Annotated in this window: 11 protein-coding genes; 6 read left to right on the top strand and 5 right to left on the bottom strand. The window is 71.9% G+C overall.

The genetic code is table 11. The annotated features are described in order from the left end of the window. Positions 1 to 142: 142 nt before the first annotated feature. Both OG753_RS09070 and OG753_RS09065 read right to left on the bottom strand, forming a co-directional pair. Positions 143 to 460: a hypothetical protein gene (locus OG753_RS09070; protein ID WP_327261295.1), complete on the bottom strand. Its 318-nt coding sequence runs from the start codon at positions 458 to 460 to the stop codon at positions 143 to 145. Continuing rightward, positions 414 to 1,634 (bottom strand): serine hydrolase domain-containing protein, encoded by a 1,221-nt coding sequence (locus OG753_RS09065; RefSeq protein ID WP_405792580.1) that lies wholly within the window; start codon positions 1,632 to 1,634, stop codon positions 414 to 416. Before OG753_RS09065 ends, OG753_RS09070 begins: the two co-directional genes overlap by 47 nt. A gap of 221 nt (positions 1,635 to 1,855) precedes the next feature. Between OG753_RS09065 and OG753_RS09060 the strand changes: the two genes are divergently transcribed. Continuing rightward, complete coding sequence (locus tag OG753_RS09060; protein WP_327261293.1) at positions 1,856 to 2,701, top strand: helix-turn-helix transcriptional regulator; 846 nt, start codon at positions 1,856 to 1,858, stop codon at positions 2,699 to 2,701. Between the two features lie 116 nt (positions 2,702 to 2,817). Here the strand turns inward: OG753_RS09060 and OG753_RS09055 are convergent, their stop codons facing one another. Then, positions 2,818 to 4,341 carry a monooxygenase gene (locus tag OG753_RS09055; protein WP_405788017.1) on the bottom strand — a complete coding sequence of 508 codons (1,524 nt, stop codon included), beginning with the start codon at positions 4,339 to 4,341 and terminating at the stop codon, positions 2,818 to 2,820. A gap of 64 nt (positions 4,342 to 4,405) precedes the next feature. Between OG753_RS09055 and OG753_RS09050 the strand changes: the two genes are divergently transcribed. Together OG753_RS09050 and OG753_RS09045 are read left to right on the top strand one after the other, a co-directional pair. Next, positions 4,406 to 5,083: a TetR/AcrR family transcriptional regulator gene (locus OG753_RS09050; protein WP_405788015.1), complete on the top strand. Its 678-nt coding sequence runs from the start codon at positions 4,406 to 4,408 to the stop codon at positions 5,081 to 5,083. A 23-nt stretch (positions 5,084 to 5,106) separates the two neighbouring features. Next, on the top strand, positions 5,107 to 5,481 hold the full coding sequence (locus OG753_RS09045) for a zinc ribbon domain-containing protein YjdM (RefSeq protein WP_327261290.1): 375 nt from the start codon (positions 5,107 to 5,109) through the stop codon (positions 5,479 to 5,481). Between the two features lie 181 nt (positions 5,482 to 5,662). Here OG753_RS09045 and OG753_RS09040 read toward each other — a convergent pair whose 3' ends face one another. Continuing rightward, positions 5,663 to 6,670 (bottom strand): ScbA/BarX family gamma-butyrolactone biosynthesis protein, encoded by a 1,008-nt coding sequence (locus tag OG753_RS09040; RefSeq protein ID WP_327261289.1) that lies wholly within the window; start codon positions 6,668 to 6,670, stop codon positions 5,663 to 5,665. A 106-nt stretch (positions 6,671 to 6,776) separates the two neighbouring features. Between OG753_RS09040 and OG753_RS09035 the strand changes: the two genes are divergently transcribed. The 3 genes from OG753_RS09035 to OG753_RS09025 all read left to right on the top strand — a co-directional run bounded on the left by OG753_RS09035 (position 6,777) and on the right by OG753_RS09025 (position 9,898). Beyond that, entirely contained in the window at positions 6,777 to 7,478 is a 702-nt protein-coding gene (locus tag OG753_RS09035) for a ScbR family autoregulator-binding transcription factor (protein WP_327261288.1), read from the top strand. After that, a complete protein-coding gene (locus OG753_RS09030) occupies positions 7,475 to 8,425 on the top strand; it encodes an NAD-dependent epimerase/dehydratase family protein (RefSeq protein WP_405788012.1) in 951 nt (316 codons plus the stop codon). Before OG753_RS09035 ends, OG753_RS09030 begins: the two co-directional genes overlap by 4 nt. A gap of 105 nt (positions 8,426 to 8,530) precedes the next feature. After that, positions 8,531 to 9,898 (top strand): phosphomannomutase/phosphoglucomutase, encoded by a 1,368-nt coding sequence (locus tag OG753_RS09025; RefSeq protein WP_405788011.1) that lies wholly within the window; start codon positions 8,531 to 8,533, stop codon positions 9,896 to 9,898. 51 nt (positions 9,899 to 9,949) lie between these two features. Here OG753_RS09025 and OG753_RS09020 read toward each other — a convergent pair whose 3' ends face one another. After that, entirely contained in the window at positions 9,950 to 11,131 is a 1,182-nt protein-coding gene (locus tag OG753_RS09020; RefSeq protein WP_405788009.1) for an IS701 family transposase, read from the bottom strand. Between the last annotated feature and the right edge of the window lie 145 nt (positions 11,132 to 11,276).

The raw sequence follows: 11,276 nt of genomic DNA, 5'->3' as shown, positions 1-11,276 counted from the left end.
TCTCGACTGCCGTCGACGGAGTCAATAGTCCGGGACGCTTGACCTGATGAATCGTCAGTTGCCGGTGTGGCTGTGCGGCCGTGCGGCCGTGCGCCGGTGTGACCGTGCCGGTGCGTGCGGGTGTGCGGCGGGGCCGCCGCGGTCAGCCGGACTCCGGCCGGAAGGTCGGCACGCCGAGGAAGGTCCGGGCGTAGGTGGCGGTCGCCGCGTGGAAGAGCCGCTTGTCGTCCTCGAGCCGGTACTCGACGTCCGTGGGCTCGGGAGCCGTGGACCGGGCTCGCGCCCGCAGGTCGTTCAGCTGCGGCCGCTCGAGCCCGAGCAGGCCGGCGGCGTCCCGGAGGCAGGCGCTCGCCGCCTCGACGGGGCCCTTCCCGCTGTCGATTCGGCGGGAAGGGCCGGGGGCGGGCAGGGGATCAGCGCGCGTTGTGCTCGAGCAGGTCCATCTCGGCAGGGGCGACACCGAATCCGCGCGCCGTGGTCTTCGCGGCCGGCTTCCCGCAGAACGCGGCTTCCAGGGTCCCGCCGAGGGCCGTGTTCGCCTCCCCCTTGTTCGAGGTGTTCGCCATCGCGGAGAGGCTGCGGCGGCCGTCGCGGGTGGAGAACGCGTAGGTGTAGAAGCCCTGCACGGTGCCCGTGTGCCCGTAGACCGAAGTGCCGCACGACAGGTCGTAGCGGCGCAGGCCGAGTCCGTAGAACCGGGTGTTCGTCGTGTCGGTCGGAGTCACGGTGAGCATGGCGTCCAGCATGCGCGCGGGCAGCAGCCGACCGCGGAGCAGCGCGGAGGTGAAGGTGTTCAGATCGGCGGGGTTGGAGATCACCGCGCCGGCGGACTGGGCCCACGACACGGTCTGCTCGGTGGAGTCGACCAACGGCGCGCCGGCCTCGTCGGGGTGGAGGTAGCCGCGTGCGTGCAGACCCTTGATCTGCGTGCCGGGGTGCACGTAGGAGGTGTTGCGCAGCTTCAGCGGCTTGATGATGCGTCGCTCGTACTCCTGGGCGACGCCGTTGCCGGTGGCCTTCTCGATGAGCATGCCGACCACGACGAAGTTGGTGTTCGAGTACCGGTACGTGGCTCCGGGCTCGTTCGTCCGCGGTTCGCGGAGCGAGAGGTTCACCAGCTCCTGGTAGCTGAACACCTTGTTGCGCACGGACTCGAAGCCCGGCACGGTGTGCTCGAACATGGCGTTGGTGTAGTCCGCCAGCCCGCTGCGGTGGCTCAGCAGATGACGGACGGTGATCCGGTCGTCGGGCAGCAGTCCGGGCAGGTACTGGTTGACGGAGGTGTCCAGGTCGATCCGGCCCTCGTCCACCAGCTGCAGCAGGACGACGGAGGTGAACGTCTTGCTGACGCTGCCGATCCGGAACCGGGCCTGCGGGTCCATCGCCGAGCCGGTGACCTTGTCGCGCACTCCCTCCGTCCGGACGCTGACCCCGCCGGGGCCGCTGAAGCGGGCCATGGCGCCGGGGGCTCCGGCGGCGGTGGTGTTCCGCAGCGCCTGCGTCAGCGCCTCGAGGTCGGGGGTGGTGGCCGGGGCGGGGGCCTGGGTGACCGGGGCGGCGTGGGCGGTGGTCGCCGGAGCCACGGCGGCCGTCACCGCCAGCAGGGCTGCGCCGAGGGCCAGGCGTCGGTTCATGGGCAGGGGCACGATGCTCCTCCGGTGGGGGCGGAATCCGGTCGTCCGGTGCCGACCGGGCCGGGTCGGTGGCGAGCCGGCCGGGTCGGTGGCGAGCGGGTCAGGTCGGTCGCTCACGAGCCTACGCAAGATCATCAGCTCGGGCGGGCACCGGAGGAGCGGGAACGCGCCAAAAAGCAAGGGCAGTTCCGCCACCCGGAGCCGCCTCCTAACCTGAAGGTGTGACCAGCAGCGATCTCGGAGACTTCCTGCGTGCCCGGCGCGCACACCTGCGGCCCGGCGACGTGGGGCTCGCCTCCTACGGCCGCCGCCGCGTGGCAGGGCTGCGCCGCGAGGAGGTCGCCGTTCTGGCCGGAGTGAACAGCGACTACTACGCCCGACTGGAACAGGGGCGCGAGCGCGGCCCCTCCTCGCAGGTCCTCGACGCGCTCAGCGCCGCCCTGCGGATGGACCGAGCCGCGCGGGAACACCTGTTCAGGCTGGCGGGTACCGCACCGGGCGGTGACCGGCCGCAGCCGCGGGAGGCGGTCGGGCCCGCGCTGAGGCAACTGCTGGACGGGTACACGAACACCCCGGCGTTCGTCCTCAACCCGGCCACCGATCTGCTGGCCGCCAACGCGATGGCCGACGCGCTCTTCGCGCCGTTCGCGCGGCGGGACAACCTCGCCCGGATGACCTTCCTCGACCCCGCGGCCCGAAGGTTCTTCGTCCACCCGGACCGCGCGGCCGAGGCGGTGGTGGCCGGGCTGCGCCACGCGACGGGCCTCGACCCGCACTACCCGCGACTGCGCGCCCTGGTCCGCGAACTCGTCGCTGCAAGCGCCGACTTCACCGCGCTCTGGTCCGCGCACACCGTCCGGGGCAAGACCTACGAGGCCAAGGAACTCGACCACCCCGACGTCGGCCGGCTCTCGCTCACCTTCCAGTCCTTCGACGTGCGCGGTGCGCCGGGCCAGCAACTGGTGGTCTACCACGCCGAACCGGACACCCCGAGCGCCCGCGCCCTCACCCTCCTCGCCGGCACGCCGACCGCCGCGGCCCGCCGATCGGCTTGCGCCGAAGGGTGAGCCGAGCACGAGCGCCGGTATGCCGTGCAGTTGTCCTACCGTCGTCCGGAGAGCCGCGTCATTCGACCACCGGCACAGGGGCCCCTGTGGCGCAGGGATCGCTGACGTGTGCGGGGTCAGGCCGCGGGGGGTGACATCCAGGCGGTCAGTGCCGTGGCGCGGTCGATGGCACGCCGGCCGGCGTCGTCGCTGCGCGTGGCCCAGGCGACGTGCCCGTCGGGGCGGATCAGGACCTCGCGCACCCCGTCGAGGTCCGGGTGGTCCTCGGCCGCGCGGGCGCTGACGCAGCTGAGGTACGGATGACGGGCGGGGGACTCGTACGGCTCCACGTGCGGGTCCCGCACCCCGGCGAGACGCAGCAGGACGAAGCCGCCCCGGTGCAACAGCTCGTAGACCCGTGTCGCCTCCGAACCGGCAGCGCTCAGACCGATGTCGGGCATCCTGCGGCCGGCCGGCGGATCGGCGTCGGGGTCGGTGGCCGGGTAGGCCGTGCCGAGCGCGGAGACCTGGCCGGCGATCCGGCGGTTGACCTCGGGGATGCGCAGCAGGTCCTCGAAGAGCCCGCGCAGCGCGGCAGCCGGCCGCCGGTACCGGGCCACGAGCGGCAGTTCCGCGAGCAGCGTCTGCACCTCGGTGTTCTCGGTGACGGACCGGCCGACGGGGTGGCGCTCGGCGTGATAGGTGTCGAGGAGACGGGGCGGAGCCCAGCCGCGTACTTCTGCGGCCAGCTTCCAGCCGAGGTTCATGGCGTCCTGGAGCCCGGTGTTGAGGCCCTGACCCGCAGCGGGGAAGTGGATGTGGGCGGCGTCGCCGGCCAGCAGTACGCGGCCGGAGCGGTAGGCGGCCGCCAGCCGGGTGGCGTTGCCGAAGCGCGAGAGCCAGCGGGGTCCGTCGACCCCGAGGTCAGAGCCGCAGATCCGGACGAGCGCCGCACGGAACTCCTCCAGGGTGACCGGCACCGACGACGGCGTCCGCATTCGTTCCGGATCGACGTACACGAAACGGGTGAGGCTGCCCTCCAGCGGAACGACGAGTACGCCCGCGTCGCGCGCGGCCGCGAGCGCCACGGGATCGGCCGCGACCGCGGCGAAGTCGCCGAGTACCCCGGTCAGGGTCTCGTCCGTGCCCGGGAAGTCGATTCCGGCGGCCCGCCGTACGAAGCTGCGCCCGCCGTCGCAGCCCACCAGGTACGCGGCGCGAAGGGTCCGCGGGGCCCCGTCCGGACCGCGAACCTCCGCCTCGACCACGTCCTCGTCCGCCCGCAGGGCGGTGAGCGCGTGCCCGCGGTGTATCTCCACCCCCAGTTCGTGTGCCCGCTCCGCCAGCAGCTCCTCGGTGCGGGCCTGGGCCAGGAAGAGAGTGTGCGCGTGGCGGCTGTCGAGCGCGGCGAAGTCCAGCGGGGTGTCGAGGGCGGCGAAGTGCCAGCCGGGCAGGGTCCGGCCGAGGCGGAGGAAGCGGGGGGCGAGCCCGCGCAGGTCCATCAGTTCCAGGGTGCGCGGATGCAGGGTCAGCGCCCGGGAGTCCTGCTGGGGCTCGGCGCGCCGCTCGAAGACCCGGGTCCGTACGCCCGCCAGGGCCAGCTCGCAGGCGAGCATCAGCCCGGTCGGGCCCGCGCCCACGACGATCACATCGGTATCCATCGATGATGCCTCCCACAATTAGTGAACAGTGTTCACGTGAACGCTGTTCACTATAGTGAGGGCCATGAGTTCCCCGTCAACCCCCGCCCGGGGCCGCCCGGCCCGCCTCGACCGCACCCGGACGGTCGGCACGGCCCTGGACCTGCTGGACGAAGTCGGCCTCGACGCGCTGACGATGCGCCGCCTGGCCGATGCGATGGAGGTGCAGGCCGGGGCGCTGTACCGGTACTTCGCCACCAAGGACGACCTGCTGACAGCCATGGCGGAACGCATGCTGGAGGGCCTTGCGGCGACGCGGACCGACGGCGACTGGAGCGAGCAGCTGGCCGCCCTCGCCCGGGCCATGCGTACGGCGCTGCTCGCCCGCCGGGACGGCGCACGGGTCTACGCGGGCACGCACGCGACCGGGCCGCACACCCTCGGGTTCGCCGAAGCGGTGATCGGGGTGCTGCGCACGGGCGGCTTCGGCGGGGAGAGCGCGGCGCGCACGCTCATGGCGGTGGTCCACTTCACCATCGGCCACACGCTGGAGGAGCAGGCCGCGCTCCAGTCGTCACCGGGTGACGCGGCGGCGGATCCGCGGCGCCTGCGGCTGGCCGCCGACCCGGAGCGGTACCCGCAGCTCGCGGCCGTACTGCCCACGCTCACCGGCACCGACTACGCGGCCCACTTCGAATTCGGCCTGTCCCTGCTCCTGCAGGGGCTGCGGACCCTGCGCGGAACGGGCGCCGACCTGCGGTGATGCCCCTGAAATATACTGACGAGGTGACTGAGAACCCCTTGCCTCCCTGTCCCGAATGCGCGGGCGCGTACACCTACGAGATGGGGGCGCTCCTGGTCTGTCCCGAGTGCGGGCACGAGTGGCCGCCCGCCGAGGGTGAGCCCGGCCGGTCCGGTGAGTCCGGCGACGGGGCCGAGGAGCGGGTGATCAAGGACTCGGTCGGCAATGTGCTGGCCGACGGCGACACCGTGACGGTCGTCAAGGGCCTGAAGGTCAAGGGCAGCCCGAGCGGCATCAAGGCGGGCACCAAGGTGCGCAACATCCGCCTGGTGGAGGGTGTCGACGGCCACGACATCGACTGCAGGATCGAGGGGTTCGGCCCGATGCAGCTGAAGTCCAGCGTGGTCAGGAAGGTCTGACCCGCGCAGGGTGAAGGCGCCTGTCGGGCACGTCCCGATCAGGCGCCTTCGTCGTTCCTGCCGGCGGCCGGGGCCGGGCCGTTCGGGAGGGGCGGCTCATGAGCCGGCGCGCTCAGGGGCCGAGGACCTCACCGAACGGCCCTCCCCTGCGGGCGGCATGCGGGTGGGTACAGGCGGACGGTCAGGGCGTGGCGTAGACCCGCAGGGGCGCGGGCGCCGTGCCGGTGGTGGCCGCCGCGCCGGTGGTGGCCGCCGTGGCGGTGATGGTCGCCGTCGCGGTGAAGACTTCCTCGCCGTTCTGGCGGGCGACAACGCTCACGGGATGGCGGTGACGGTCCGGATCGGTTGCCCGGCCGACGGTCGGGAGCGTCTCGATCCAGCAGGCTGAGGTCAGCTCCGCGTAGCGGAAGAAGCGAATCTCCATGTCGGTCAGGACTCCCCGTCGCGGGAACGCGGAACGGTACGCGGCCTGGCGCACGGCTTCCAGGAGCAGCATGCCGGGGGCGTGGTCGACGGGGTGGTCGAAAAGGATCGGGTGGGTGACATCGGCGCGGAGCTGGGCGCGCCGGGTGGAGCTGGTGGGGGAGAGGACCACGTCGTGGAAGCGGTCGCGGCCCACGCGGCGGGGCGTGAGCGGCGGCGGGAGCGGGATGGTGCGGGCGGCGACTTCGTCGAGGTCCGCGTTCCCGCCGCGCAGGCGCTGGTAGACGGCTTCCGGCTGGTTGGTGAAGCCGGCTTCGGCGGTGCCGAGGAACTGTCCGTCGCGCGTCGCGGTCACGTGCATGGTGAGACCCGCGAGTCTGCGGCCGCGGCGCGAGATGCCGGAGCAGCGGATGTGCAGTGAGATGTCGGCCGGGGTCGCGCCGACGGTGAGTGCCTCGGCGTTGGTCGAGTAGCTGAAGGTGTCCCAGATCTGGCGGTGGCCGAAGGGCACGTCGTACGCGACGTGGCTCAGGAGCGGGATGGCCTGGCGGACGGATTCGGCGAGGAGCAGGGGGTCGTGGTGGCCCCCGTCCGGTGTGTAGAAGCTGTGGGTGCGGGGCCATTGGGCGGTGACGACGTACTCGTCCGGCGCGACGGTGCGCCACCCGGTGAGCAGGACTTCCGAGTGTGCGCTCTTGTGTACGTACTCCCGCGGTAAGGCGCTGCTGAGCGCTGCGACGGGTGAGGCGGAGTGATCAGTAGACATGGTCATGGTTGAGCCCCCCTGGACGTCGGACATGGCTGGTGCTTGTTCGGCGCAGGTCCTAAAATAAAGGATGTTCGTTTTTTTTGTCGAGATTAGTTAGGTGCTCATGTCAGAACGGAAGCAACAACGGGCCCCGCAACTCAGGGCAGTTCAGACCAAAGCAACGATCCTGCGTGCCGCGGCCGAGGTCTTCGACGAGTTCGGCTTCAGCGGAGCCAGCATCAGCAAGATCATGAAGCGGGCGGACGTCACGCAGGGCGGGATGTACTTCCACTTCAGCTCCAAGGAGGAACTCGCCTACGCCGTCATGGTCGGCCAGGGAGACGGCCTGGAGTTCCCCGCCGGCGAGGACGGCCTGCAGCACCTGGTGGACATCACGCTCTACCTCGCCGAGCAGCTCCAGCACAATCCGGTGCTCCGGGCCGGCGTACGACTGGCCGTGGAGCAGGGTGAGTTCGGTCTGCGCGACGACGTCGCCTACCAGGCCTGGGTCCTGGAGTTCCGCCAGCAGCTGCGCTTCGCCCGTGCCAAGGGAGAGCTCCAGCCGGACGTCGACGACCACGAACTGGCCTGGGTGCTGGTCAGCTCCTTCACCGGGGCGCAGCTCTTCTCCCAGGCCTCCACCGGCCGGGCCGATCTGCCGCAGCGGATCGCCTCGCTGTGGCGCTACCTGCTGCCGGCGGTGGCGGCCGACGCCGTTCGCGGCGGCCTGCGCCTGACGCTCCCACCGGCCGCACCGAAGGCGAAGCCGGAGCCGGAGCCGGAGCCGGAGTCCGAGCCGAAGCCGGCTTCGGGGAAGCGGGCTTGAGCACCCGTCGCATCGTCGTCACCGGCGCGACGGGATTCGTGGGGTCGGCCGTACTGCGCCGACTGGCCGCGCAGGACCCGCAGGCCCAGGTGCGCGCGGTGTCCCGTACGCCGCCCCCCGCGGCCGCGTACGGCGCGCGCTGGGTGGACGCGGACCTCGCCGACGGGCGCTCCCTCCATGGCATCTGCGACGGCGCGGACGTCCTGCTGTCCCTGGCCTCCTACGTCGGGCCGGACGCCGGCCGGTGCGCCGCCGTCAACTCCGCCGGAATCGCGGCCCTGGTGGCAGAGGCCCGGCGGGCCGGGGCGGGACGGATCGTCCACCTGTCGACCTGCGCCGTCTACGGGCCGGGACCGCACCGGGGGCAGGACATCGGCGCGCTGACACCCGCCCCGGTGTCGGCGGCCAGCGCCGCCCGGCTGGCGGGGGAGGCGCCGGTGCTCGACGCGGGGGGACTGGTCCTGCGTGCGGGGCTGGTACTGGGAAAGGGCGACCGGTGGGCGGTGCCGGCCCTGGTCGACGCCTTCCGGCGGGTGCCGGCCCGGTGGGGCGGCGGGGAGGGGATGGCCTCCTTCGTCGACGTCGACGACCTGGCGCGGCTCATCGCGGCGTTCGCGCTCGGCGCCGCGGCCGATGCCGGCGGCGTCCTGCACGCCCACCACCCGGAGCCGGTGCGCAACCGGGACCTGATGGAAGCCCTGGCCGGGCACCGCATACTGCCGGCGCGGCCCGCGACCGACTGGTCGTGGCTCAGATGCCTGGACGCCCTGGCCGCGACCCCGGGATGGGTGAGCGAACGTCAGTTCACGCTGCTGGCCCGGGACCATTGGTACCGCGCCGACGCGGCATGGGAACTCGCCGGGACCGCACCCGGGCCCGGTCCGCTGAGCCGGCTCGGCCCGGCGGCGCAGTGGTACAGGGAGCGGGGCGGGGTCGCCCCGGGGTGACGGCTATCTGCCAAAGCCTCAGCGGGATGGGGCGTGGACGGGCCGCGCCGGGCCGGGCGGCAGGTAGCGTCCGAAGCACATCCCGTCACCCCTGAAGGAGTGGAAATGCCCGATCTTTCGAACATCGTCAAGGCGTATGACGTGCGTGGCGTTGTGCCGGACGAGTGGGACGAGTCGCTGGCCGAGTTGTTCGGTGGGGCGTTCGTGGAGGTCACGGGTGCTGTGGCGATCGTGATCGGTCATGACATGCGTCCGTCGTCGCCGGGTCTGTCGGCTGCTTTTGCGCGGGGTGCGGCGGCGCGTGGTGTGGATGTGACGTTGATCGGGCTGTGTTCGACGGATCAGCTGTATTACGCGTCGGGTTCGCTGGGTCTGCCGGGTGCGATGTTCACGGCTTCGCACAATCCGGCGCAGTACAACGGCATCAAGCTGTGTCGTGCGGGTGCTGCTCCGGTGGGTCAGGACACGGGTCTGTCGCAGATCCGGTCGCTGGTGGAGAAGTGGTCGCAGGACGGTGCTCCGGTGGTTGCCGAGGGCACGGCCCCGGGCACGGTGACGGAGCTGGATTCCCTTCCCGGGTATGCCGCGCATCTGAAGGGTCTGGTGGACCTGGCGTCGGTCCGGCCGCTGAAGGTGGTGGTGGACGCGGGCAACGGCATGGGCGGTCACACGGTGCCGACGGTGTTCGAGGGGCTGCCGCTGGATGTGGTGCCGATGTACTTCGAGCTGGACGGGACGTTCCCGAACCACGAGGCGAATCCGCTGGATCCGAAGAACATTGTGGATCTCCAGGCCCGTGTGCTGGCGGAGGGCGCGGATCTGGGGATCGCGTTCGACGGTGACGCGGACCGCTGTTTCATCGTGGACGAGCGGGGTGTGGGGGTGTCGCCGTCGGCGATCACTGCGCTGGTCGCGGCGCGTGAGCTGGCCCGCAACGGCGGTTCGGGGACGGTCATCCACAACCTGATCACCTCCTGGTCGGTGCCGGAGGTGGTGCGGGAGAACGGCGGCACGCCGGTGCGTACGCGGGTGGGTCATTCCTTCATCAAGGAGGAGATGGCGAGGACGGGTGCGATCTTCGGTGGTGAGCACTCGGCGCACTACTACTTCAAGGATTTCTGGAACGCGGACACGGGCATGCTGGCCGCGTTGCACGTGCTGGCGGCGCTGGGTGGTCAGGACGGTCCGCTGTCGGAGCTGGTGGCTTCCTACGACCGGTATGCGGGTTCGGGTGAGATCAACTCGACGGTTGGCGACCAGAAGGCCCGGCTGGCCGCGGTGAAGGACGCCTACGGAGATATCGAGGGTGTCACCCTCGACGAGCTCGACGGCCTGACGGTGACGGGCGGGGACTGGTGGTTCAACGTCCGTGCCTCCAACACCGAGCCCCTGCTGCGGCTGAACGTGGAGGCGCGGGACGAGGCCACCCTGGCCAAGGTCCGCGACGAGGTCCTCACCCTCATCCGCGCCTGAGCCACTGGAGCCCGGTTCCCCGCCGAGCCGGGTTCCTCCGGGGGCGCCCGCTCAGGCGGGCCGCCGCCCGCCGAGTCCTCCATGCTCCTGCCGTTGCCGCAGGGCGTACGCGTACGCGGCCGACATCAGCGTCATGTGGTGGTGCCAGCCGGGGAAGGAGCGCCCCTCGAAGTCGAGGAGGCCGAAGTCGTTCGCCAGTGAGCCCAGTACCGCGGTGGACCGGCCCGCCTCCCGCACCAGGTGCAACAGATCGTCCATCCGGTGACGGTTCATGTTGGTGAGCCAGACGGGCCCGCCCGGCCGGCCCGGCCCCTGCCGCCGCTCGCCGAACAGCCGGTAGATCTGGTGCGTCCCACGGGCCCCCGGTTCGCCTTCCGGCACCCTGACCAGGGCCGAGTGGATGCGCTGCCGCTGCGGGCGGGCGTGGGGGCCGGTGAGCGGCGCGGAGCAGGGGTGGCTGGTGTTGCCCAGGCGGGCGAAGTCGCCCGCGGTGGCGTCGCCGCCCTGGGTCAGGCCGGCGGCGCGGACCGCGAGGGCGGGCGGGACGGACACCAGGAAGTCGTGGCCGCGGCGGCCGAGTACGCCGATCAGCCCGGCGGCGCCGCCGAGGCGGCTGAGGTCGGCGACCACGGGCGGATGCGCCGACGTGGTGCGGGCCGCGATCGAGTCGACGAGCTCCAGGACGAGGGCCTCCGGGGACTGGTGGGCGACCTCGGGCCGGATGCGCGCCCGGCGGCGCAGCACGGGATCCGCCACCCACGTCTCGGGGAGCGCGAGGCGCCAGTCGACGGGCACGGTCATGCCGTCCAGCGACAGGAAGAGGCAGAAACCCAGCTGGCAGTTGACGATGCGTCCGGCAGCGGGGTCGAAGCGGCGGTGCACGCCGACCGAGTGCTCACCGCGCTTGGGGAAGCACACCTGCCCGATCGTCCAGGCCCGTACCGGGTGCCGTTCCTCCACCCAGCGCAGCAGCTCGGTGCGGGCGGGATTCCAGTCCCAGGGGCTCGCGTTGATGAACTGCTGCAGGGACTGGGAGGCGGTGGGCGACTCGGTCACGGACGCCGCGAGCCTGCGTACGGACTTTTTCCCCGGGGTGGTGAGCAGCCCCTGCAGGTAGACCCGGGCCCAGCGTCGCTGGTCGGCCCTCGGTAAGTGGCCGAAGAGGCGCTCCGTGAACTCGGCCAGGTCCGTGTCGCCGGCGGCCCGGGCTCTGGTCCTTGTCCGTGTCGTCATCCGTCTCCCCCTCCACTGTGGACGTCGGCGTGCGCCGTCGCCTTCGTAGAATACAGAACGTTCGTTTTTTTTCTAGAGAACGTATGGCGCCCTCCCCGCGACTTCGGCACGTTGGGCGGGGGAGCCGGCGGCGCCGGTGACGGGG

Origin of the sequence: Streptomyces sp. NBC_00029, assembly GCF_045160505.1 — a bacterium.
Taxonomy (GTDB): Bacteria; Actinomycetota; Actinomycetes; order Streptomycetales; family Streptomycetaceae; genus Streptomyces.
This window is presented reverse-complemented; position numbering and strand designations above follow the sequence as displayed.